Origin of the sequence: uncultured Lamprocystis sp., assembly GCF_903933125.1 — a bacterium.
Lineage (GTDB): Bacteria > Pseudomonadota > Gammaproteobacteria > Chromatiales > Chromatiaceae > Thiodictyon.
In genome coordinates, this window is record NZ_CAIZIZ010000098.1 from 36,542 (window position 1) to 60,019 (window position 23,478).

21 protein-coding genes, 1 tRNA gene and 2 pseudogenes are annotated in these 23,478 nt (G+C 64.3%); 6 read left to right on the forward strand and 18 right to left on the reverse strand.

What is annotated here, in order from left to right:
- Positions 1-16: 16 nt before the first annotated feature.
- The 4 genes from QZY03_RS04440 to QZY03_RS04455 form a co-directional block, all read right to left on the reverse strand.
- Positions 17-1,465: a hypothetical protein gene (locus QZY03_RS04440; RefSeq protein ID WP_295578562.1), complete on the reverse strand. Its 1,449-nt coding sequence runs from the start codon at positions 1,463-1,465 to the stop codon at positions 17-19.
- On the reverse strand, positions 1,455-1,625 hold the full coding sequence (locus QZY03_RS04445; RefSeq protein WP_295578563.1) for a symporter small accessory protein: 171 nt from the start codon (positions 1,623-1,625) through the stop codon (positions 1,455-1,457). Before QZY03_RS04445 ends, QZY03_RS04440 begins: the two co-directional genes overlap by 11 nt.
- A complete protein-coding gene (locus tag QZY03_RS04450; RefSeq protein WP_295578564.1) occupies positions 1,609-3,501 on the reverse strand; it encodes a sodium:solute symporter in 1,893 nt (630 codons plus the stop codon). Before QZY03_RS04450 ends, QZY03_RS04445 begins: the two co-directional genes overlap by 17 nt.
- A 322-nt stretch (positions 3,502-3,823) precedes the next feature.
- Entirely contained in the window at positions 3,824-5,662 is a 1,839-nt protein-coding gene (locus QZY03_RS04455; protein ID WP_295578565.1) for a sodium:solute symporter, read from the reverse strand.
- Between the two features lie 376 nt (positions 5,663-6,038).
- Here QZY03_RS04455 and QZY03_RS04460 point away from each other — a divergent pair, with 376 nt between their 5' ends.
- Positions 6,039-6,398, forward strand: a complete 360-nt coding sequence (locus QZY03_RS04460) for an acyl-CoA thioesterase (RefSeq protein WP_295578566.1) — start codon at positions 6,039-6,041, stop codon at positions 6,396-6,398.
- A gap of 3 nt (positions 6,399-6,401) precedes the next feature.
- Here QZY03_RS04460 and paaI read toward each other — a convergent pair whose 3' ends face one another.
- Positions 6,402-6,767 carry a hydroxyphenylacetyl-CoA thioesterase PaaI gene (gene paaI / locus QZY03_RS04465; protein ID WP_295578567.1) on the reverse strand — a complete coding sequence of 122 codons (366 nt, stop codon included), beginning with the start codon at positions 6,765-6,767 and terminating at the stop codon, positions 6,402-6,404.
- 110 nt (positions 6,768-6,877) lie between these two features.
- Positions 6,878-7,438, reverse strand: a complete 561-nt coding sequence (locus QZY03_RS04470; RefSeq protein ID WP_295578568.1) for a cytochrome b/b6 domain-containing protein — start codon at positions 7,436-7,438, stop codon at positions 6,878-6,880.
- A gap of 246 nt (positions 7,439-7,684) precedes the next feature.
- Between QZY03_RS04470 and QZY03_RS04475 the strand changes: the two genes are divergently transcribed.
- Positions 7,685-9,445 carry a SulP family inorganic anion transporter gene (locus QZY03_RS04475; protein ID WP_295578569.1) on the forward strand — a complete coding sequence of 587 codons (1,761 nt, stop codon included), beginning with the start codon at positions 7,685-7,687 and terminating at the stop codon, positions 9,443-9,445.
- 50 nt (positions 9,446-9,495) lie between these two features.
- Here the strand turns inward: QZY03_RS04475 and QZY03_RS04480 are convergent, their stop codons facing one another.
- Entirely contained in the window at positions 9,496-10,311 is an 816-nt protein-coding gene (locus tag QZY03_RS04480; RefSeq protein ID WP_295578570.1) for a transglutaminase family protein, read from the reverse strand.
- Between the two features lie 221 nt (positions 10,312-10,532).
- On the opposite strand from QZY03_RS04480, the gene QZY03_RS04485 reads away from it, so the two are divergent.
- Entirely contained in the window at positions 10,533-12,026 is a 1,494-nt protein-coding gene (locus QZY03_RS04485) for a type VI secretion system contractile sheath large subunit (RefSeq protein ID WP_295578571.1), read from the forward strand.
- A 45-nt stretch (positions 12,027-12,071) separates the two neighbouring features.
- Here QZY03_RS04485 and QZY03_RS04490 read toward each other — a convergent pair whose 3' ends face one another.
- The 6 genes and pseudogenes from QZY03_RS04490 to QZY03_RS04515 form a co-directional block, all read right to left on the reverse strand.
- Complete coding sequence (locus QZY03_RS04490; RefSeq protein WP_295578573.1) at positions 12,072-13,385, reverse strand: DNA-processing protein DprA; 1,314 nt, start codon at positions 13,383-13,385, stop codon at positions 12,072-12,074.
- Complete coding sequence (locus tag QZY03_RS04495) at positions 13,382-14,287, reverse strand: hypothetical protein (RefSeq protein WP_295578574.1); 906 nt, start codon at positions 14,285-14,287, stop codon at positions 13,382-13,384. The genes QZY03_RS04490 and QZY03_RS04495 overlap by 4 nt, the downstream gene beginning before the upstream one ends.
- Positions 14,288-14,438: 151 nt before the next feature.
- A pseudogene (locus QZY03_RS31980) lies at positions 14,439-14,765 on the reverse strand (DEAD/DEAH box helicase); the annotation flags it as partial.
- Between the two features lie 345 nt (positions 14,766-15,110).
- Entirely contained in the window at positions 15,111-15,398 is a 288-nt protein-coding gene (locus QZY03_RS04505; protein ID WP_295578576.1) for a putative quinol monooxygenase, read from the reverse strand.
- A 160-nt stretch (positions 15,399-15,558) separates the two neighbouring features.
- Positions 15,559-15,633, reverse strand: a tRNA-Val gene (locus QZY03_RS04510).
- A 79-nt stretch (positions 15,634-15,712) separates the two neighbouring features.
- The gene (locus QZY03_RS04515) at positions 15,713-16,069 is read right to left on the reverse strand and encodes a hypothetical protein (RefSeq protein ID WP_295578577.1); all 357 of its coding nucleotides are present in this window, start codon (positions 16,067-16,069) and stop codon (positions 15,713-15,715) included.
- A gap of 148 nt (positions 16,070-16,217) precedes the next feature.
- On the opposite strand from QZY03_RS04515, the gene QZY03_RS04520 reads away from it, so the two are divergent.
- A complete protein-coding gene (locus QZY03_RS04520) occupies positions 16,218-16,481 on the forward strand; it encodes a hypothetical protein (RefSeq protein WP_295578578.1) in 264 nt (87 codons plus the stop codon).
- Here the strand turns inward: QZY03_RS04520 and QZY03_RS04525 are convergent.
- From QZY03_RS04525 to ftsY, 5 genes are all read right to left on the reverse strand, one after another.
- Positions 16,476-16,811: an SET domain-containing protein-lysine N-methyltransferase gene (locus QZY03_RS04525; protein ID WP_295578580.1), complete on the reverse strand. Its 336-nt coding sequence runs from the start codon at positions 16,809-16,811 to the stop codon at positions 16,476-16,478. The two genes, QZY03_RS04520 and QZY03_RS04525, sit on opposite strands and share 6 nt — an antisense overlap.
- 979 nt (positions 16,812-17,790) lie before the next feature.
- Positions 17,791-18,630 carry an RNA polymerase sigma factor RpoH gene (gene rpoH / locus QZY03_RS04530; RefSeq protein WP_020506547.1) on the reverse strand — a complete coding sequence of 280 codons (840 nt, stop codon included), beginning with the start codon at positions 18,628-18,630 and terminating at the stop codon, positions 17,791-17,793.
- Between the two features lie 390 nt (positions 18,631-19,020).
- Positions 19,021-19,986, reverse strand: coding sequence for a permease-like cell division protein FtsX (gene ftsX / locus QZY03_RS04535; protein ID WP_295578581.1), 966 nt, complete (start codon positions 19,984-19,986; stop codon positions 19,021-19,023).
- 5 nt (positions 19,987-19,991) lie between these two features.
- Positions 19,992-20,660, reverse strand: coding sequence for a cell division ATP-binding protein FtsE (gene ftsE / locus QZY03_RS04540; protein ID WP_295578582.1), 669 nt, complete (start codon positions 20,658-20,660; stop codon positions 19,992-19,994).
- A gap of 42 nt (positions 20,661-20,702) precedes the next feature.
- Positions 20,703-21,671, reverse strand: a complete 969-nt coding sequence (ftsY, locus tag QZY03_RS04545; RefSeq protein WP_295578583.1) for a signal recognition particle-docking protein FtsY — start codon at positions 21,669-21,671, stop codon at positions 20,703-20,705.
- 577 nt (positions 21,672-22,248) lie between these two features.
- Here ftsY and QZY03_RS04550 point away from each other — a divergent pair.
- Positions 22,249-22,563 (forward strand): annotated as a pseudogene (locus tag QZY03_RS04550) (ATP-dependent Clp protease ATP-binding subunit); the annotation flags it as partial.
- A gap of 99 nt (positions 22,564-22,662) precedes the next feature.
- A complete protein-coding gene (locus QZY03_RS04555; protein WP_295578585.1) occupies positions 22,663-23,268 on the forward strand; it encodes an AAA family ATPase in 606 nt (201 codons plus the stop codon).
- Positions 23,269-23,478 lie beyond the last annotated feature (210 nt).

A 23,478-nucleotide genomic window follows, 5' to 3' on the forward strand; every position in this document is an offset into this window, starting at 1 on the left:
TCCGATCGCTTGTGCATCAAAAAGCCACCACCACTTCCGCACGCAGGAAATAGGACTCATCCCGACGGTTACGGGCGTAAAAGTCCCCAGGGGCCAGATACTCCGCGACCAGATGGCCGGAGAGATACTTGTTGAACTTGGTCTTGACCCAGCCGGTGAACAAATGGCCACGGAAGCTGCCGTCGTGGCTGATGTTGTAGTATTGGCTCGCGGTGCGCACACTTTGCTGGTCGGCCCACAGGGCGTGGTAGTCGAGCAGCACTTCGGTGGTCGGATGGACCTTGGCCAGCCAGCCGACGTTCAGGCGGACCAAGTTGGTTGCCTGGCCGACCCGGCTGTCCAGCGGCCATTGATAGATCATCAACTCGCTCCACTGGGGCCAGCGGCCCCAGAGCGGATCGAATGACTCATTGGTCTTGCTGTCCGGATCGTCACCCGTGAGGTATTCCAAATCCGCATGCACGCGGTTGGCCAATGGATCATTGAAGGCATAGGTGAGACGCCCGTTGAAACCGAACGCTGAGATATTCTGACGCGGGGCGCCCAGGGTGACGCGGTTCGCGCCCCACTCACCCGCCGCCTCGGCCCTCAGGTTCCAGTTCGGCGTGAGCTTGGAGTCGATGCGGGCACCCACGGCATACACCTGACCGTCGTCCGACGGCGAGGGGAAAGGGTAGCCGTTGTTCACCCGCATGTTGTTCAAGGTGTAGTTCGGGTCATTGCCCTTGTAGATGAAATAGCCATCCAGGTCGGTATCCTTGATCAATGACTTGTTGCGGGCGTAGAGAATCCCGCCTTCCTCATACTGTTCGGTCTGGTCTTCGATGGTGCCGTTCAATGGCGTGGGGAAGCGGTCCGTGTTGGGGTAATTATTGATGTAGATCAGGTCGAAGGTGGTCTTGATCGCGTCCGCCGCGTAGGTCGCCCGCGCGGCATCCATGTAAATGGTGCGCGATCCGTCGATCGGCGTACCGTCCAACACCAGCCAGCCGTTGCCGAGGATAAGGTCCTGACGCCCGGCCTTGAGTGAGAATCCACTGTCGAAGATCTTCTTGAAGTCCAAGGTCAGCGAATCGAACAGGATACCACCGCTGTACCACTTCTCGAATCCATATCCGGGCGCAAAGGCGCTCTCCGGGGGCAGCGTGTAATGACGGCCTTCCCACATCAACCGGGCGGCCAGGGCGAAATGCTCGCTGGGGGCATATTGACCCCAGCCGCGAAAACGGTAGCGCTGAAAGACTCGGTTAGCGGTGGGGTTTTGTTGACCCGTGACATTCCCCGTGGGCGTCAGGCGCTGGTCGTTGAGCCCGATATTCTCGATGTACTCTTCGCGCAGGCGCATATCGGCCCCCGCACTGAATGCACCCCAGGTTTGGTCGGCGGTAGCCGGCGCGGTCGCAACGACGCCGAATGCACCCAATGCGATGGCCGCGGCGGCGGCTCGGGTTGTATTAGAGTTCATCTTCCACCTTTTGTTCTTCAATGGCCCAGGCACGGTCCTCCGCCGTCACTTCATCGACAGCGGCGTTACGCCGCAGGATGCCGTAGAGGACGCTCACCGCGGCAACCGCGATGCAGCCCAGGAAGGCAGCCAGGACCAGGGGATCAGCGATACCGAGCATGGGTGTCTCCGGTCGGTTCAGACTTACGGGTTGTGGCTTGGGGAGCCGCGTACTGGGGGAAACACCGACGCAGATGCTGCGGATCGGATGCCTTGGTAATAGCGCTGACCAGGATCAGGGTCAGAATCGCCAGCGGCAACGCGATGATGATCGGGTCCACCGACGGCCAATTGGGATAGTCCGCCAGGAGGCTGGTCTTACCGCCGGTGACCAGTTGTACCAGCCCGATGGCGCTCGCCTCCTTGGCCTTGACCAGCAGGAGCCAGAACAGCGAGACCAGCATCCCAACCGTCATGGACGCCAGGGCACCGGCACGGGTTGCCCGCCGCCAGAAGAGACCGCCGATATAGGCCGGCAGGAAGGTCGCGGCACAGAGACCGAAGAAGATCGCGGTAAAGCGGGCGATCACGTAATCCTCGCGCACGTTGTAGCTGATGCTCACGGACACCAACAGGCCGATGACGATCGCGATGCGCATGGCCAATACGCTCGGCTCAGTGCCGTGCTGGCCGGTGATGCGTTCATAGAGATCACGCCCGGCGGCGGTGCCGATGGTGTGGAACTGACTCGACATCGTGCTCATGGCCGCCGCCAGCAGGGCCAGGAAGAACACCAGTCCGAACCAGCGCGGCAGGGCCGTGTTGATGAAGGTCGGAATGATCTGGTCGGCGTCACCCTTGGCGTAGACCACCGACGGCGCGCGCCCGCTGACCAGGTCCAGAGGGGCGCCCTGGGCGTCCTGAGCAGGCTGATGCGCGGAAACGACCATGGGCGCAGTCGCCGGCTGATTGGTCTTGGGGTTAATGACCGGCTCCCAGCGCCCGGGTGATGTTTCCTTCATCAGCCCAACCAGGGCGTGGTTGCGTTCCGCGTCGATCTCCTTGACCACCTGCCCCTTGAGCAGGGGCCCGTGCTGGGCGAACCACGCATTGGAAAGGCTGCCCACGGCGAAGGGGGTACCGGTCATGAAGAGGATGAAGACCGCCCCGATCGGCACGGCCCGGTCCAGTTCGCGGCGGCTGCGCACCGTCATGAAACGCACCACCAACTGGGGTTGGGCCACGACGCCGATGCCGACCCCCAGGATAATGGCCGTGATCACGGTCCACCACAGGTCATAGCCGGTCGCTCCCCAGCCGAACTTGGGCATGGCGGTCCAGCCCTGGTGACCCATGGCCTGGAGAGGCGCCGGCACCAGATCGGCCATCCCGGTCAGGTACTGGTGCGCCGCGCTGACTCCGCCCAGGCTCGTGTAGGCGAAGAACAGCAGATATGCCATAGCCAGGATCATAATCAACCCTTGGAAGGTGTCGGTGTACATCACCGCCTTGAGCCCGCCGGGAATCACATAGGCCGCGGTGATCAGGGCGAACACCAGCAGGGCCACCTCGAAATCCACTCCGAACTGGGTGGCTGCAAAGACGGCGCCGCCGGTCATCACCGCCGCCGAGTAAAGCGGCATGAAGAGGAAGATCAGCAGCCCGGCGAAAATCTGAATCGCTTTACTCTGGTAGCGTGCGCCCAGCAGCTCCGGGAAGGTGTGAGCACCAAGGTGGTGACCCAGACGCCGGGTCGGCTCGCCGAGCACAGTGAATGCGAGCAGGATGCCCACGCCGATGTTCAGGAAGGTCAACCACAGCAGGCTCATGCCGAACAGGCCGGCGACTCCGCCGAAACCCACGATGGCCGCGGTGGAGATGAAGGTGGCCCCATAGGACACCGCCATGATGACCGGGTGGACTGAGCGCCCGCCCACCAGATAGTCCGCCCCGGTCCGCGTCCGCCGGTAGCCGAGCCAACCCAGATAGACCGTGGTCAGCAGATACCCCAGGATGACGACAATATCGACCCAACCCACCGCAGAATGCCCCGTCATGGATGCCCCCGTTTGCTTATCGTGATGACTGCCCCAACGGGGCGGCGCAAGAATACCCCAGGTTCACCCCTATTTTTCTAGATCCAGCGCAGTTAGATTGCAGATTGATGACGCGGCGAACAGACAAAGTGCCTGGAACCTGCTCCGGAGCCCGGTCCGCGATGCGTACCCTGCAGCCACCGGACCTTCTCACGGGCGGGCGTCGTTGTCGTAATCGAACAATCCGATCGCGACAACGACAACGACAACGACCAGGACAGCGTACTCGGAATCTCGATCACCACATCAGTTTTGATCACACCCGGAACCTGCTGGATCCGGACTACCGGCCTTGCTCCTGAGGGAAACACCGACGCAAATGCTGCGGATCGGATGCCTTGGTCAAAGCGCTGACCAACACCAGGGTCAGGATCGACAGCGGCAACGCGATGATGATCGGGTCCACCGACGGCCAGTTGGGAGAGTCCGCCAGGATGCTGGTCTTGCCGCCGGTGACCAGTTGCACCAACCCGATGGCGCTCGCCTCCTTGGCCTTGACCAGCAGCAGCCAGCACAGCGAGACCAACATCCCGACCGTCATTGAGGCCAGGGCCCCGGCACGGGTCGCGCGCCGCCAGAAGAGGCCGCCAAGATAGGCCGGCAGGAAGCTCGCGGCGCACAGGCCGAAGAAGATCGCGGTAAACCGGGCGATCACGTACTCCTCGCGCACGTTATAGCTGATGCTCACGGCCGCCAGCAGGCCCAGCATGATCGCGATGCGCATCACCAGCACGCTGGGTTCCCTGCCGTGCCGGCCGGTGAGTCGCTCATACAGATCGCGCCCGGCGGCGGTTCCGATGGTATGAAACTGGCTCGACATGGTGCTCATGGCCGCCGCCAGCAGGGCCAGGAAGAACACCAGTCCGAACCAGCGCGGCAGCGCCGTGCTGATGAAGGTCGGGATGATCTGGTCGGCATCGCCCTTGGCATAGACCACCGATGGCGCGCGCCCGCTGACCAGATCCAGGGTCGCGCCGTGAACGTCCTGGGCGGGTTCATGCGCGGCAACGACCATGGGCGCCGTCGCCGGCTGATTGGTCTTGGGGTTGATGACCGGCCCCCAACGGCCGGGCGCCGTTTCTTTCATCAGGCCCACCAGCGCATGACTGCGCTCGGCGTCGATTACCTTGACCACCTGACCCTTGAGCAGCGGCCCATGCTGGGCGAACCAGGCGTTGGACAGGCTGCCGACCAGGTAGGGCGTCCCCACCATCAGCAGGATGAAAATGGCGCCGATCGGCACCGCCCGATCCAGTTCGCGGCGACTGCGCACAGTCATGAAACGCACCACCAACTGAGGCTGGGCCAGCACGCCGATACCGACCCCCAGAATGATCGCCGTGACCACGGTCCACCACAGGTCGTAGCCGGGCGCCCCCCACCCGAACTTGGGCATGGCGGTCCAGCCCTGGTGACCCATGGCCTGCAGCGGCGCGGGCACCAGATCGGCCATGTCGGTCAGGTAACGGTGCGCCGGCTCGACCCCGCCCAGGCTCGTGTAGGTAAACCACAGCAAGTAGGCCATGGCGAGGATCATGATCAGACCCTGAAAGGTATCGGTATACATCACCGCCTTGAGCCCGCCGGGGATCACATAGGCCGCGGTGATCAGTGCGAACACCAGCAGCGCCACCTCGAAATCCACCCCGAACTGGGTGGCGGCAAAGACCGCACCGCCGGTCATCACGGCCGCCGAATAGAGCGGCATAAAGAGGACGATCACCAACCCGGCGAACACCTGGACGCCCTTGCTCTGATAGCGCGCACCGAGCAACTCCGGGAAGGTATGCACGCCCAACCGATGGCCCAGGCGCCGGGTCGGCTCCCCCAGCACGGTAAAGGCCAGCAGGATGCCGATGGCGATGTTGACGAAGGTGAGCCACATCAGGCTCATGCCGAAGAGTCCGGCGACCCCGCCGAAACCCACGATGGCCGCGGTGGAGATGAAGGTCGCCCCATAGGACACCGCCATGATGACCGGATGGACCGAGCGCCCGCCAACCAGATAGTCCGCCGCCGTCCGGGTGCGCCGGTACCCGAGCCAACCCAAATAGCCGGTGATCAACAGATAGCCGATCACGACGACGATATCCACCCAATCAACCGCAGAATGTCCGACCACGATCGTCCCCCTTAGCCTTTGCCATGCGTGTTGCCCCCCGACATTGGCACGGCGGGGCGCGCGCGGCAGAATACACCTGGTTGGCTATCGTGACTTGAATTTTGCGCCGGCCTTGATCGTAATCCCGGCCAGCAGCGTGCGTAGTCAGGGCTTCCAGCCCTGACGGTGTCAGGCCAGGATGGCCTGACTACGCACCCGGCGAGCCCAAGTGGCCGGAATCTTGATCGAAGCCTGTGCGCCGAAGGCCGCTTCCGCGCGGTCGCGGCGCGCTTTCGCGGTAACATACTGGCCCTACGAGGCTGGCGGCTGAGCGCTAACCGCTCTATTTGAGGATAGAACCCCAGCGTTTTCGCTACCGAACACCGAGGATAGCAACGTGGAAAGTTACAAGGTCGTGCGGCCCGAGCATCTCAATCACTTCGGGTATCTGTTCGGGGGCTTTACGCTCATGTGGGTGGACGAGATCTCCTGGATCGCGGCCAGCCGCGACTATCCAGGGTGCAGTTTCGTCACGGTGAGCATGGACAAGGTTGAGTTCCGCCGCGGGGTGCATCAGGGCGCGGTGCTGCGCTTCGACGTGCGCAAGCGTCACGCGGGCAATACCTCGGTGGAATACGAGGTGCAGGTCTACGCCGATGACCTGGAGACCGGCACCGAGGAGGCCATCTTCCAGACCCACATCCGCTTCGTCTGCCTCGACGCCATGGGTAAGAAGACCTTGCTGCCGCGGCGGTGAAGCTCAGGCTTTTTTGCGGTGGACAGTTCCGGTGAAGAGCGCGATCAGTTCAACGCCGCGATGCACCTCCACCTGATAGACCCCGGTCCGGCGGGTCAGGCTGACTTCGCGGGCGACCGCCTCGATGGTGTCGCCGACCGCGGTCGCCTTGAAATACTCCATGTGGGCGCTCAAGGACACGGCCAGCGGTCCGTGTGAGTTGGAGGCCAGGGCGAAGGCCGAGTCGGCCAAGGTGAACAGCAAGCCGCCGTGGGCTGAGCCCCAGTTGTTCAGATGCTCGGGCTTGAGCTGAACCCGCATCCGCGCCTGACCGGGGCCAGTGATCTCGCCCTCGAATCCGAGGGCGGTCATAAAGGGGTCTAAGTGCATCGTCGATCTCCTCATAGACGAGTGGACAGCCGTGCCCACACCGGAGACCCGACAGTGGGGTTCCCGATGTGGACGTTGGCAAGCAACTTTTGAATTCTTACTGCCCGAGCCTAAGCCGCCGGCCGCCCCCAGGGCAGCATGCGCTCCAGGGTGCCGTCGCGGCGGGCGTACTGATGCCACAGTGCAGCGGCAACGTGCAGCCCGACCAGCGAGTACAGGAAGAACTCCATGGGCTCGCCGTGGAAGATGTGCATGGCCTCATTCAGCTGCGCGGAGGGAGCGACCAGTGATGGCAGTTGGGTACCGAAGAAATCGGCAAAGCGGCCTTCCTTGGAAACCACCCGCAAGTATCCGAAGACCGGGATCAACAGGGTGGCGAGGTTGAGCAACAGGTGGGTCAGCTTGGCCGCGATCAGGCTCCATTGGGGGGCGGGTAACGGCGCCGGCTGGGGACTGAGGCGGCTCCAGAGAATGCGCGCGATCACGACCAGGAACAGCAAGATACCAATCGACTCGTGTAAATGGAGCCACTCGGTGCGCAAGGCCGACTCCTTAGGCGCACCGTCGCGCAGACTGTCGGTCACGACGAGTCCAACCAGCATCAGCACGACAGACCAGTGGAAAAGTTGTGAAAGGGTGTTGTAGCGTAATGGGGCGGTGGTTTGGTTCATGGATTCATCCGATCTTCGATGGGTGGTGAAGTCCACAATGATCGCATAGTTATCGGTAAGATGCCGGACCGTTGCCCGATCGACCCATGATGCCCACGAACCATGGCGCGCATCATGACGGCCGCCGGCCTCCCATACGCCACACTTGAGAACATTAGCGTTTTCTACTACTGTTCGACGCTGCCATACCCGCCCGGCGCCACCCCGCCCGCCCGTGCAGCCGACCGCCTTCGCAGGACTCACGACATGACCCGGTTCGTACTCAACCCCGCCCTGAGCTGGCTGACGCCCTTCATGAAATGGGCGCCGGGCCTGACCCGCCGCGATGCCAAGGCCGACCTCATTGCCGCTCTGACCGGCGCCATCGTCGTGCTGCCGCAAGGCGTCGCCTTCGCCGTCATCGCCGGCATGCCGCCCCAGTACGGACTCTACGCCGGCATGATCCCGGCCATCATCGCCGCGCTCTTCGGCTCGTCGCGGCACCTGGTCTCGGGGCCAACCACCGCCGCCTCGGTGGTCCTGTTCTCCGCCCTGTCCGGATTCGCGACACCGGGTTCGGCTGACTACGTGATGTTGGCCCTGACACTCACCTTCATGGTCGGGGTCATCGAGCTCTCCCTCGGCTTGGCGCGGATGGGCGCCCTGGTCAATTTCATCTCACACTCGGTCGTGGTCGGTTTTACCGCCGCCGCCGCCGTGCTGATTGCGGCGAAGCAGCTCAAATACTTTTTTGGCGTCGACATGAACAGTGCCGGACACCTCCATGAGATCCTCATCGAGTTCGGCCGCCATGTGATTGAGATCAGCCCGGCGGAGACCCTGGTCGCCGCGGTGACCCTGCTAACCGGCATCGCGGTCAAACGCTGGGTCCCGCGCATCCCCTACATGATCGTGGCCATGCTGGTGGGGAGCCTGCTCGCGACCGCCATGAACCGGTGGTTCGGTGACTTCTTCGGGGACGCCATCGCCACCGTAGGCGCGCTGCCGAGTACGCTGCCGCCGCTCTCGGCGCCCACCCTGACGCTGGAGAATATCCGCGACCTGGCACCCACGGCGCTGGCGGTCACCCTCTTTGCACTCACCGAGGCGGTCTCGATCGGCCGCTCCCTGGCCGCTCGCGGCGGTTACCGCATCGACGGCAATCAGGAGTTCATCGGCCAGGGTCTGTCGAACATCGCCGGCTCTTTCTTCTCCGGCTATGTGGCGACCGGCTCCTTCAACCGCAGCGGCGTCAATTACGAGGCCGGCGCCCGGACCCCGTTGGCGGCGATCCTGGGCGGTGTGTTCCTGATGGCCATTGTGCTCCTGGTCGCGCCGCTGGCGAGCTACCTGCCCAAAGCGGCCATGGCCGGCGTGCTCTTCCTGGTCGCCTGGGGGCTGATCGACTTCAAGGAGATCCGTCACATCCTGCATTCGTCGATGCGCGAAACCTCAGTCTTTCTGGTCACCTTCGCCGCCGCGCTCTTCCTGGAACTCACCTTCGCCATCTTTGCCGGAGTGCTGCTGTCGCTGGTCCTCTATCTGGAGCGCACCTCGCGCCCGCGCATCGTGACCCGTACACCGGACCCGCGTTCGCCGGGGCGCGCCTTCTCCAGCGATCCCGAGCTCACGCAATGCCCCCAACTGCGCTTCCTGCGGCTTGATGGATCGCTGTTCTTCGGCTCGGTTCCCCATGTCCAGGACGCCTTCGATCGTCTGCGCGCCGAGCATCCCGAACAGAAGCACCTTGCCCTGATCGCCAGCGGGATCAATTTCGTCGACCTCCAGGGCGCGGAAGCCCTGACGGATGAAGCCCAGCAGCGCCGCGCGAACGGAGGCGACATGTATCTGATCAAGGTCAAACAGCGCGTGTGGGACATGCTGGGTCAGTGCGGTTGTATGGAGGACCGCGACGATCGCAACGTCTTCCAGTCCAAGGAAGCAGCCATCCGCGGAATCTACCAGAAACTGGACAAATCGGTGTGCGCCACCTGCGAGGCGCACATCTTCAGCGAGTGCAGTCGCTGAGCCAAGCAGCCAGCCGCCTCGAACTCGCGCTGGCTGTGACTGCCGGCTGCTCACAACGCGCCGCTGACCTCGTGGGTCCACACCTGGAAGCTCTTCAGCGTATTGGGGCCGAAGGTGTTGGTGAGTGCGACATCCGCCGCATCGCGTCCGCGCGCGATCAACACCCGGCCGATCCGTGGTGAGTTGTTGCGGGCGTCGAAGGTATGCCACTGGCCGCCCAGGTAGACTTCGAACCAGGCGGCGAAATCCATCGGGCTATAGGGCGGCGGCTGCCCGATGTCGCTCAGATAGCCGGTGCAGTAGCGGGCCGGGATATTCATGCAGCGGCAGAAGGCGACCGCCAGATGCGTAAAGTCGCGGCAGACGCCGACCCGCTCGTTAAAGGCTTCCCAGGCCGTTCGGGTGGCCCGCGCGTGCGCGTAACCGAAGGTGATGTGCTGATGAACAAAGTCGCAAATCGCCTGAACGCGCCCCCAACCCAGGGGTGCCGTGTGGAACAGCGCCCAGGCCGCCTCGGACAGCAGATCGGTTTCGCAATACCGGCTGCCCAGGAGGAACAGCAGGGTTTCTTCGGGCAGTTCCGGCACCAGGTGCTGGTGGGCTGAGGGAACGACCGGATCACGCTCACCCCGATCGTTCACCACCGCATCGGTCGACAGCCGCAGCTCGCCCTTGGGCGCGACGATGCGGCTGCACCAGTTGCCGAAGCTATCGCGATAGGCGGTGATCGGGACGGACGGACGGGTGATCAGATGATCGGGCACCACAAGATCGGAGGCGCGCGTGAAATGGATGTGCAGCGACAACAGCATCGGTGTCGGCTGCGGGCAGTCATAGATCAATTCATAACCGACCCGGATGTGCATGATGAGCCTCTATCAGACAGGTGATTGGTGCCACAGTTGGTCCGGCGAACCGGATTCACGCGCGTGATCACCGTTAAGGCCCCGCGGGGCACAGTAGTCAAACCCAGAGTAACACCCCCGCCGTGCTGGTGACATCGCGTTGCGACCGTGAAGCGGATCTCCGGCGGCCGGCTGTGTCATCATTCCTCCAGGCATCACCCCGACTCGAGCAGGAGAGTGCAATGAACAAATCAGGCTTGCGGTTTGACTTGAGCTTTGCCGTGCCGCGGGGCACGCATCCGCGCGACGACACTGATCCGTTTCGGATTTTGATCCTTGGCGGATTCAGCGGCAAGGCCGAGGTACCGCTCGCGCAGCGCCGGCCCATCGGCGTCGACATCGACACCCTCGAACAGGTTTTTGCCCGGCTCGCGCCCCGGATCGCGCTCACACTTGGAGGCGAGCCCCTGACCATCGAGTTGCATTCGCTCGACGACTTCCATCCCGACCGCCTGTTCGCGCGGTTCGCCCCCTTTGGTGCACTGCGTCAACTGCGCGCGGAGATCCTGGACCCCACGCAGTTTCGCCGCGCCGCGGCGGCACTCGGTGCCGCGCCCAAGAGCGCCGCGGCGGCCACCACCGAGACCGCACGCGAGGACACCGGCGCCGACCTCGAACGTCTGCTCGGACGCCAACCGACCGCCGCGACCACCACCGCGGGGACGGTCGATCTCAGCGGTTGGCTGCGCGAGCTGGTGGGACAACAGAGCGTTCCCGACATTGCCGACGAACAACAGGCACTGCTCGCCATGGTCGACGCGGCCCTCGGCGAACTGATGCGCCGCGTCCTGCACGACCCGGCCTTCCAGTCGCTCGAAGCCCGGTGGCGCGGCGTCGAACGGCTGGTGCGCGACCTGGAACTCGGCGAGTCGCTGCATCTGTTCCTACTCGACGCCGCGCGCGACGAACTGGCGTACGACCTCCAGACCCATGCGGCCGATCTGTCGCGGTCAGCGCTGCATGGCCACCTGTGCGGGCCTCAGACCGAAGCACCTGACGGCAAGCGCTGGTCACTACTGGCCGCCGATCTAAGTTTTGGCGCCGACCTCGACGAATTGCAACTGCTCGCCGCGCTCGGCGCACTGGCCGGACGGGCTGGCGCACCTCTGCTCGCCGCGGCAACGCCGTCCTTGCTCGGCGCAACGGCGGTCGACCAAATGATCGATTCGCGGACCTGGCAGCCGCTCGATACCGACACCGCGGCCTTCTGGCAAGCCCTGCGCCAGAGTCCGATGGCGCCGTGGATCGGCCTCGCGCTGCCGCGCATCCTGTTGCGCCAGCCCTACGGCACGCACAGTGACCCGATCACCGCCTTCGCCTTCGAGGAACTGCCGGTACGCGAGCACGCGGGCTACCTGTGGGGTAACCCGGCATTCGGACTCGCGCTCCTGGCGGCGCAAGCCTTTACCGAATCCGGCTGGGACATGGATCTGGACGCCGGCCTGGACATCGGCGACCTGCCCAGCCACATTTACCGCGAAGACGGCGAGCCCCATCAGCAACCCTGCGCCGAAGTCGCGATGGGCGAATCGGCCGGCACGGCCTTACTCGGGCAGGGACTCATCCCACTGCTGAGCTATCGCAACCGCAACGCCGTGCGCCTCCTGCGCTGGCAGTCGATCGCCGACCCGGCGCAGCCGCTGCGTGGGGCCTGGGTGGGCATCGCTCGACCTTGATCGCGACCGCAGGGACGCGACAGTCACCATCAGGACGAAACCGTTCTAGCGAAACAAACTGCCTTGCACCGGCCGGTCCGCCGCCGCTCGATACCGCACCGGCCGCACCATCTTCTCCACCACCCCCTCCTCCATCAACCGCGCCAGCCATTTCTTTGCCTGTGCCGCCGGTACGTTCAACTCATCAGCGATCTCGGCCTCGGTCTTTGGCTCAGGCATCCGTTCGATCAGTGACCGCACGGTTGCAAACAGTTCCTCTGCGGGGGTCAGACGGGTTCCCGATACCTTTACTCCATCGCTCGGACTGACTGCCCCCAATTCAGTGCTGGTGTTTGTCGCCTGAAGCGGGAGATTCGGTGCGCCGGGTGCCACGACGCCTGGATCCCGCGACGGTCGCACCCATTCGGCGTCGGCGCTTAGCACTTCGATCAGGTCCTCGGCCAGCTTGGGCTCAGGCCAGGGCAAGGCCCCTGCCTGTAGCAAAGCTTGGAGCCCTTGGCTCATCTCCCCGGTGGCGCGGACATAGACGGGAACCAGTCGATACTTCTGCAATTGCTCACTGGCCCCAGCCCAGGTGCCGCCCTTCTTGTAATCCGAACTGACGACCAAGGCGGCGTCGGCCAGGGCGTAGATGAGCTTGTTACGCTGCATGGCGTTGCCGACGTTGAAGCCGGCCGAGGGATCATAGGGTGAGATCAGCACCAATCGCTCCTCCAGCAGGAGGTTGCGATGCTCGCGATTGAGGGCGGTGCTCTCCAGACTGTCCGCGAGAACGCCGATGGCCTGTCCTTCCGCCTGAAGTGCCCCGCGCATGGCGGCTTGGTCGATGCCGCGAGCGGCGCCGGAGACCAGCGTCCGGCGGGCCTTGGCGGCGAGTCGGCCGACGCCTTCGGTGTACTCGATCAGGGCCTGATCCACATGGCGCGAGCCGACGACGGCGAGCCCGCCGGTTTCGAGCCGCAGCGAGTTCCCGCAGCCATAGAGAATCGCCGGCGCGTCGTCCCTGAGCCGCGACTTGAGTCGTCGGGGATAGGCGGCATCGGCACGACTGACAACCCAGATGGCGCGGGCGTGCCAGCGTTCGAGCGCCTGACTCAACTGAAAGCCGCGATCGAGCAAAGTACGCAGTCGCTCGCAATCGATCTGAGGGGCACACGCCTCGCCCAGGGCTGCGCAGAGGGTCGCGGCGTTCGGCCCGAGCAGGTCCGACGGCTGGCGCTCTTGCTCGCGCAGGGACTGGGCGACCCGTTTGTACTGGCCTGGGGTCAGGAGATCGGCGGCGGTCTTGCCCCGCCCGATGATGAGCGGCGCGGTCAGGAGCAGGATGGCTTGGGTGTTGGGTGAGAGTGCATCGTTCATTCGTCGTGTCCGGTTAGCGCCAAGGCCAGCGGCCACACCGGGCCGCTGCCGTGTCGGCGCAGCAGCCAGGCCGCCACCGTGACGGTCCAGCGAGAGTCCACCATGTCATCGACGAGCAGGACCGGGCCGCCGGGGAGGGTCTCTCGGATCGCGAGCGAGCCGTCAAGGTTGAGTGCCTGCTGAGCGCTGTTGGCCATGGTCTTCTGTGCCGGCCGCTCGGCGGTTTTCTCAAGGACCGCATGAAACGGGAGTCCGAGCGCCTTTGCAAGCCGCCGGGCGAGGTCCGGCACCAGATCGGGGTGTCGCAGCGATGGAATGCAGGTGACCCAGGCGGGGGCGGGTTGCGGATGCCAAGTCTGAAGCAACCCGACACAAGCGGTGACCAGGTCATCGGAGAAGTGGCGGTCCTGGTACTTTCCCTGACGCACCAGATCACCCCAGCCGGCGTCGCCCCAGGCGCACAGGGAGCGGCCCTCCTGAGCGCGGCGGTTGGAATCGATGTCGCCTCGGACCAGGAATTGCGGCAGGCCGCCCGCAGGCCACTTCTTGCGCGGCTCAAAGCGGAGGCTGGTGCGGCGCAGGAAGGCGACTGCCTCGCGCACAAGGCCGGCCGATGCCGTCGTGGGCAGCGGCGGCAGCCTTGGGGCTTGGACCAGACCGGGCTCGCCGTCCAGGGCACGGATCAGAAACGCCATGTGGCCGGACTCCAGGCTGACGTAGTCCTGCATCTGCTGCTGCTCGGCCCGACGTAACGCAGTCAGGCGTTTCGCACGTTCCCAGAACCCTTGCCCCAGTCGTGCAGCGATCAATTGCCATTTGGAACCGTGCTTTACGATGGGCGCGGGGGACTCCAGGGACAGTAAGTCCATGGTCTTCTGGATGCGTCCGCGACTCAGGTTCACCAATGCCTCCAGTTCCGGGACCGACAGGCCGCTTGGATGCTGCTCCAACCCGTGAGGCTATGTGTGCCAACACCTCGCGGATAAAACGTGGGCTCGCCAGTTGCTTTGGGTGGATGAGCAGGATATCGAACGCGTCAGCGAGGAGGCGGGCGACGATCTGCGGCCTGTCATCCTCATTGTCCGAGTTGATGGTTTCGGCCCGCACACCCATGCGCGCTGCGGCGGCAATCTGGTTCCGCATGAGCGACAACAGCGGCGAAATGAGCAAGGCCGGGCCCTGCCCAGCTTCACGCAACAGCTTGACAGCGATGAAGTAGACGAAACTCTTGCCCCAGCCTGTCTTCTGAACTACGAGCAGGCGCCCCGCCCCGGCGACGACCGCACGAATCGCGTCCTCCTGCCCCTCACGAAACTGGGCATTGGGGATACCGGAACCGAAGCGAAGCAGTTCGAGAGCGCGCTGCGGGTTGTACACCATAGTGGCGATCCATACTCGTTGTAATCACGAAACCTGATCGACCGACGGCGTACGATCATACCCGAGCGACCCACGTCGGGCAGAACGACGCGGGCGGTTCCGCCGCTTCAGTGCCCGCGTACCGGCGGATCGCCCTGCGGGTATCCGCCTGTTGGAAACCGCCCACCTGCTGCGGTAGCCCATGAACGCCGAGCGTCTGCTGGTAGCGCTGTCCAGGGCGCGTTGAGAACCTGCCGCCGCGGTCCGTCTTGGCCTTCGCGGAGCAGGTTGGCGTTGGCGTTGAAGCCTGAAAGCAAACGCGTCGCGGTATTCCAGCCGGAGTTCGTGGAAGACCTGAGCAAAGTCTCAGCACACGGCATAGCGCCGCACGTCCAAGGCGGCCGCCAGCAGGGGTTGGGACTGCGCCACCAAGGCGTTGAGGTGCGGGGTTTCAAGGTGGGCGTTGATCGCCGCAGCGTCTGTCCATTCCTCGACAAAGGTGAAGTCGGTCGGGTCCGCTGCATTCTGAAGCAATTCATAACGCAGACAGCCGGACTCCTGGCGGGTCGGCGCCAGCATGCCCAGCAAGAGGGTACGCAGTTCGTCCACGCACTCCGGACGGGCGACGAAACGGGCGACAATGTGAACGGTCATACAGGCGTCTCGGAAGGGTGATGGTTTAAGGCTGGAGAACGGGGCCGCGGGCTTCGGTGACGACCTCGCCTTGCCAGTCCGTGTCGCAGCGATCCATCATGACCCGGTGTAGCCGCTCAAGAAAAAACCAGCCGAAGCTGGTTTACTTGAGACGCGGAATTGGTGGGCGCGGCAGGGATCGAACCTGCGACCCTCCCCGTGTGAAGGGGATGCTCTCCCGCTGAGCTACGCGCCCGAATCAGACCCATTATTGTAGCCGCGACCTGCTGGACGGTCAAATCAGCGGCCGACTTTTTCGACCTTCACCGCCTCGGCTACAGGCGCTTCACGATCGGGTCGCGCTGCAGCCCCAGCGCCTGGGCGCCGAGTTTGAGGGCCTGATCGGCAAAGGTCTCCAGCTCGCCCCACCGATCGTCGCGATCCACCACCTCAGTGAGAGCCTCGCTAACGACACGCAACTGGTAGGCACCGTCCGCCCGATCCGGCGGTGCGGCCGGCTCGGCACAGACATAAAACACCGGCTCGCGCTGGCCCTGACGCACAAAGGCGAGAATATAGCGATAGGTCCGGGCGTCGCCCGCGACAATCTCGCCCAGCAGGGTGGCGGCATAGCCGCCGATTTCATATCGGTGTTTGGGAATGGCGGTGGTGATCTGGGGGCGGTCTTGCATCGCTGGGCTCCGGCAGCATTCGGGGGATCTGATTCTGCGGTAAGAAATCGTTCTCAAAAAAAGCCAATCAAGTCCCAGTGGGAGCGCCTTGGGCGTCTTAGTCGTTGTCGTTGTCGTTGTCGTAATCGAGTTTACGATACCCGCGAAAATGGTCTCGCACAGCGTCCTTTCGCTGTCCGAGCGCTGCAAGAACCGCAACGCTTCGTTGATCCCGCGCGTCACGATCATAGCTTTTCAACCGCTTGGCGGCCTGGTATGCCCAAGCGACATCGCGAATCGAAACCCGACAGGCGTCGGGCTGCTCGTGCGAAAAATGAATCGCTTCTTCGATTACGACAACGACAACGACAACGACAACGACAACGATTGTTTCTGCTTCGTTAGGAAAATCTCAACAAACAGAACCTTATGAAACCCCTGCGTAGTCGATGGTAATCTCTTCGCCGGGCGCGATGGCGCGCGACGCGTAAAGATCGAACCGGTCAAACTCCGCATTGGGGTCATCGCTATGGTTCAGCCAGCGCAGCAGATTGCTCCCACGGCGCGCACTGAGTACGCCGCCCGCGGCATCGTAAATCCACAGTACATAGGTTCCGTCCTCCTCGACCTCGGATCCTTCGTAGGTGCCGATGAAATCACCCGCGTCGAAACCGACGCGGGCGAAACACCCGAAACCGTGAATCGCGGAGCGTGCCTTGCTCACCCGGTCCACGAGACGCCCGGACAGTCGCGTGCTGGTCATGCCCCATCGCGCGCGCCCCGCGCGGACTGGCCCGGATCCGGCTGGCGCGGCAGTGCCCCTGCCGGGCGCGCGGACGGCAACGATGGTATTTGACCTCCACCGGACGATGCCCCCGACGGCGGCGCCGATCGGTTTGCCGGCATCCCCTGAGCAGGTCTGGACGACGCGTTCGGGCCGGTGGTGCGCGGGAGCGATCCCGGCCGGGATGGCGTGTCCCGACCGCGTTCAACATCACCCCCACGCGTCGGCAACCCCGGCCTCGCCGGTGACCAACCCCGCTCACGCGTCATCGGTGGAGGGTCGCCAGTGGATCGCGTCGCCGAGCGCCCGTCTTGCACCGGACCAGGCCCCTCTGTTGGTGCTTCGGCTGACCGCTGGCCTCGCGGCACCGACCCGCGCGGATGGCCCATCGACCGGCCCCGATCCGGGTAACGGCGAGCACCCTCAGTGCCCGAGTCCCAAGGCGTACTGCCCGCACGACCGTGCCCAAAGCCGACGAGCGGGGTCGGACGCCGGCCCGACGGAGCCGTCGAGACGGCAACCGAAGACTCGGGCGGCGGGACCGGTCGCCGATCCTGGTCGCGCGGACGACTTCGCCCCGGATGACCGTAATTCCCGTCGTATCCATCGTACCCGCCATACCCGCCATACACAGGGTAACCCGAATACCACCGATAGCCGGGCGCGTCATCATAAACCGCACCGGTGGACGATTCCGGCCAGCAGTTTGCCGCATCCCCAGCACCACAAACCGTTCTCGGCGGCACCCGGGCGGGATAGGTCCCGAACGCCGCGCATCCGGTCAAGCCAACGACCGGGACGAGCAAGCGCAAGAAGACCTTGAAAGAAATCCGGGCCACCTGAACCTCCCTGACGAAACGCCAGAGCGTCGCCTGGGCACCGCCCAGATACACCAAAGCCCGCACAGGGCGGGCCAGGTCTTGGGACAAGTGCCGGCGCGACATCGCCGGTCCATCGACTACAGCTCCAGTTGGAGACGCAGCTTTTTCATCGCATTCTTTTCGATCTGGCGAATGCGCTCCGCGGACACATTGAACTGCTGCGCCAGGTCATGCAGCGTCTGCTTTTTCTCGTTCAGCCAGCGCTCGCGCAGAATCACCTTGCTGCGTTCATCCAGACCCTGGATGGCGGCGTAGAGGCGCTCCTTATCGTCGCGCTCGGTGTCTTCGATCTCGAGCATCTTCGACGGCTCCATGCGCATATCCGGCAGGTAGGTCGAAGGTGCGGACGGGGCATCGTCCTCGTCGTCGTCATAGCCGTCGAATGCCAGATCCTGGTTGGACAACCGGGACTCCATTTCCAGCACTGTCGCCGGCTTGACCCCCAGGTCGGCGGCCACGGACTCCACTTCTTCGCGGGTGAACCAGCCCAGACGCTTCTTGGCGCTACGCAGGTTGAAGAAGAGTTTCCGTTGCGCCTTGGTGGTCGCCACCTTGACGATGCGCCAGTTACGCAGGATGTATTCGTGAATTTCGGCGCGGATCCAGTGCACGGCGAAGGACACCAGACGCACACCCATGTCGGGCTCGAACCGCCGGACCGCCTTCATCAGGCCAACCGTCCCCTCCTGGATCAGGTCGGGGAGGGGCAAGCCGTAGCCGAGATAGCCGCGGGCGATGCGGATCACGAAGCGCAAGTGCGACATCACCATCCGGCGCGCGGCATCCATATCGCCATGGTCGCGCAGACGCTCGGCCAGATCGCGCTCTTCTTCGGGAGTCAGCACCGGGATCTGGTAGGAGGCGCTGATGTACGCATCAATGTTGCCGGTCGGCATGAGGGCGAAATCTTTAGCCATGTGCTGATCACCTTAAAATTTGGACTTGAAACAAATCCTAGCAGTTTACTCTGTAATTAGCCAGCGCCAGATCGTCGGGCTTGTCGTCCGCGCTGCTTCAGAGGTTAAGTAGACTTTAGGCAAAGTCACGGGTTTGTACAAGGGCAATCCGGACCAATCAGACATCGAATATTCCGATCTTTCCGATACACTCTGACGATATAAAAATAATTATTTTATTTATCATACTCTTATATTGCTTAACCGAAGACGTTACCAGGGCATTAATTTTTGGTCATCCCTCGCCAGGCCGTCTGGATATGAACAGGCAGGATCTGTTCAGTTGGTTGCCGCACTGACACCTCGGGCGGACTCTGAACAGGTCATGGCAAGCCGTGTCCGTTGCTCAAGTCAACCAGGCTCGACCCCGCGCAGATGCCGGTTGACCGCGATCCAACTGCCCACCAACCCAAGCAGCATGCTGCCGCCCAGGATCGTCAGGAGTTCCAGCGGGCCAAGCCCGGCGAGCGGGAACTCGCTGCGGTAGAGACTGGCGAGCCGCGCCACCGGCCCCTGGAGCCCGAGCACCGCGAGTGTGACCAGGAACCAGGCGCTCAGACCGCCGAGCAGCCCGTACCAAGCCCCCGCGTAAAGAAACGGCCGCCGGATGAAGGAGGCCGTGGCACCGACCAGCTCCATGATCTCGATCTCCCCGCTACGGTTCTGAATCTCCAGCCGGATGGTGTTGCCCACGATCAGCAGCACACCCGAGGCCAGCAGACCGGCAAGCAACAGGACCAGGGTCTGAGACAGATCCAGGATGGCCTGGAAGCGCAACAGCCACTGGGTATCCACCCGCACGAAGTCGACCTCCGATAACTGACCCAACCGCTCTTGTAGATTGAGAATCTCCGCCGGTACCGCGTAGGCCGGCTGCGGGAAAAGCGCCAGCACCGCCGGCAAGGGGTTGGTCGTCAACTGAGCCAGCGCCTCGGCGAAACCGGCCTGTTCGCGAAACTCCGCCAGCGCCTGTTCGGCACCGATCAACTGGACACGCTGGAACTCCGGCCACTCCCGCAGCCGGCCAGCCACCACCGCCGCCTCCTCGTCGCTGATATCCCGATGGAGAAACAGCGAGATGGCGGCGGCCTGATCCCAACTGCCGACGAGATTGCGCAGGTTCTCGGTCAACACATAGAGCGCGGCCGGCAGGGCCAGGGCGATCCCGATCACGGCCACCGTCATCACCGTGGCCAGGGGCGCACCGAGCAGGCGTCCGAGCGTGGCGACGGCACTCTGGACATGATGCGACAGCCACGCCTGGGGCAGTTGCAGGAGGTCGGGGGCGCGGCTGCGGCGCGGGGGTCGGCGGGCCATGGCGGCTAGTCATCCCCCGAGTCATTGACCAGCCGGCCTTCGCTCAGGGTAAAGGTCCGGTGGTGCAGCGCGTGGATCAGCGCCAGATCGTGGGTGGCGATCATCAGCGTGACGCCCACCTGATGGAAACGCTCGAACAGTTCGAAGATCTCGCGCGACAGGTCGGGGTCGAGGTTGCCGGTCGGCTCATCGGCCAACACCAGCGGGGGCCGGGCGACCACCGCACGGGCAATGCCGACCCGCTGCTGCTCCCCCCCGGAGAGGGCCACCGGCAGGGCGCGCTCACGTTTCAGGAGGCCAACCTGGTCCAGCGCGGCACGCACGCGGCGGCCCACTTCCTTAGGACCGAGCCCGGTCACCACCAGCGGCAGCGCGACATTCTCGAACACACTGCGATCAGGCAGCAGACGATGATCCTGAAAGATCATGCCGACCTGCCGACGATGGTAGGGAATCCGGCCGCGTGCCAAGGTCGCGAGGTTGCGCCCGTTGACGATCACCTGCCCCCGACTGGGCCGCTCCAAGAGCCCGATCAGACGCAGCAGCGTGCTCTTGCCGGCCCCCGAGTGTCCGGTCAGGAACACCATTTCGCCGGCCTGCAACTCGAAACTGACATCGCTCAGGGCGTCGCCCCGCTCCGGGTAGCGCTTCCAGACATGATCGAAGCGGATCATCGGGCGCGACCTGCCAACGCGTCGCCCGTCAGGCGATTTCCGTCAACTGAGCAACGCATCCAGAAACTCATCCGCATCGAAGGGCCGCAGATCCTCGATCGACTCACCCACACCGATAAAACGAATCGGCACCTTGAGCCGCTCGGCGATGGCGAAAACGATGCCGCCCTTGGCGGTCCCATCGAGTTTGGTCAGGGCGATGCCGGTCAAACCCACTGTCTGGTGGAACTGGATCGCCTGGGTCAGGGCATTCTGACCGGTCGTCGCATCGACCACCAACATCACCTCATGGGGCGCATCCGGATCGATCTTGCGCATCACCCGCGCAATCTTGGACAACTCGTCCATCAGATTGGTCTTGGTGTGGAGCCGACCGGCGGTGTCCGCGATCAGCACATCGATCCCGCGTGCCGTGGCCGCCTGCAAGGCGTCGAAAATCACCGAGGCCGAGTCCGCCCCGCCCTTCTGCGCGATCACCGGCACCCGGTTGCGCTCCCCCCAGGTCTGTAACTGCTCCACCGCCGCCGCCCGGAAGGTATCGCCGGCCGCCAGCATGACGCTGTTGCCCTCCGCCTGAAGCAACTTGGCGAGCTTGCCGATGGTCGTGGTCTTACCGGCGCCATTGACGCCGACCATCAGGATCACCTGTGGTCGACCGGGCGCCGCGGGGCAGGCCCGCTCATGGGCGGTCGCCAGGATCTCGCGCAACGCCTGTTTGAGCGCCGCCAGCAGCGCCTGCGGATCGGCCAGCGACTTGCGCCGCACCCGCGCGGTTAAATCCGCGATGATCCGGGTGGTTGCATCCACCCCCACGTCCGCCGTCAGCAGCAGCGTCTCCAGCTCCTCCATCAACTCATCGTCGATCCGCTTGCGACCGAGGAACAGATTGCCCAGGCCGGTGCCGAGTTGGGTGCGGCTGCGGGTGAGTCGCTCACGCAACCGCTTGAACAGGCCGAGCTTGACCTCCGGCGACTCCTCGTCCACGAACGGCTCAACGACGGTGCGCGGCAGGACGACCGCGGGGGCCGCCGCCGGCTTCGCCTCACTGGGCCGTCGAACCTCAGCCGCGGGCACCTCCGCGGGCAACCGATCGATCGCGGTTGCCTGGCTGACGGCGGGCGCACCGACCTCCGGCGCGACCCCGGCAACGGCCGGCTGAACGGGCGCCGTTTCACTGACCGCAGCCGAAGACTCTGTCGGCGTCGCAACGCCGCCCTCGCCCGCCGCTTCCGCCGGAGGCGGCAACACCAGCCCAGGGATCCAGCCGAGTTCCTGCTCCGGCCGCTGCCGCCCGAAGCCCAGCCGGGCAAAGAGCCCGCGCCGCGGCACCGGCGCCTCATCGACCGTGGACAGCACGCCCAGGTCGGCAGGCTGACCCGACGCGCCGGACCCGGACCCAGCGGCCAAATCCGCCGGTTCGGACGGTGTCGATGGGTCGACCCCTGTCTGCGGAGCAATCTCCGACTCCGCGGTCTGCTGCTGCTTTTTCTTTCCGAAAACGAACATAACCTTCGCCGCGGTGACTGATGACTGATGAGCTGAACGGCCGTCAATGCTAACAGATCGCCCGCCCCGGAACCGCCTTCACCTGGAGCGCGACACGCGCGACCTGACCGCGCTGGCCCGCCGCGGTGAGCTGGACCCGGTGATCGGCCGCGAGGAGGAGATCGCCCAGGTCATCCAGACCCTGTCCCGGCGCAAGAAGAACAACCCGGCGCTGATCGGGGAAGCCGGTGTCGGCGAGACGGTCATCGGCGCCGATACGCTCGATGAATACCACCGCTTCGTCGAGACGGAAAAGGCGCTGGAGCGCCGCTTTCACCCCATCCTGGTGCGCGAGCCCTCGATCGAGGAGACCATCTGCATTCTCCAGGGGATCGCCCCGCGCTACGCGAAGCATCACCAGATGGAAAAAGCCGGCCTCGATCAAGATTCCGGCCGATTGGGCTCGCCGGGTGCGTAGTCAGGCCATCCTGGCCTGACACTGTCAGGGCTGGAAGCCCTGACTACGCATGCCGCTGGCCGGGATTACGATCGAGGCCAAAAAGCCCACCCGGACGTCTTCAACATGCTGCTCCAGATCCTGGAGGATGGCCGCCTCACCGACGCCCAGGGCCGTACCGTGTCGTTCCGCAACAGCATCCTGATCGGAACCTCCAACCTCGGTACCGAGACCCTGTCGCTTGACAAGCGCCCGATCGGCTTTGTCCAGTCCGCGACCCCAAGCTATGCGGAGGCGCGCGACCTGGTCATGCACAAGGTCAGGAAATTCTTCAAACCCGAGTTCCTCAACCGGCTGGACGATGTCATCGTCTTCCACCACCTGGAGCCCGCGGACGTGCGCGCCATCGCCCAGCTCTTCGTCAACGCACTGGTGCGGCGCCTGGCCACGCGCAAGATCGAAGTCCTGGTCGAAGACGCCGTGCTCGACAAACTCGCCGCCGACGGCTTCGACCCCATCTACGGCGCCCGGCCGCTGCGCCGCGAAGTCGAGCGCCAACTGGAGAACCCGCTGGCCATGAAGATCGTCACCGGCGACTGCCCTGACGGCAGCCGGGTGCGCGTGCTGGTGCGGGACGGCGAGATCGTGTTGGAGCCGGGGCCATGATGGGCATTGATCATCGTTCCGGCCAGCGACGGCCTGTCCGCAACTGGGGGCCGAGGCTTTAGCCGGTGGCGATTCCCGAAATCTGAAAGACAATCAATAATGCCTGCACGCCGGACCGGCTAACGGCCATGGAAGGAACATCAAGCCACCCCGGAAGATGAACGTTCCCCGTGGGAGCGGCGTCCCGCCGCGATGCGGTGCCGCGGTGAC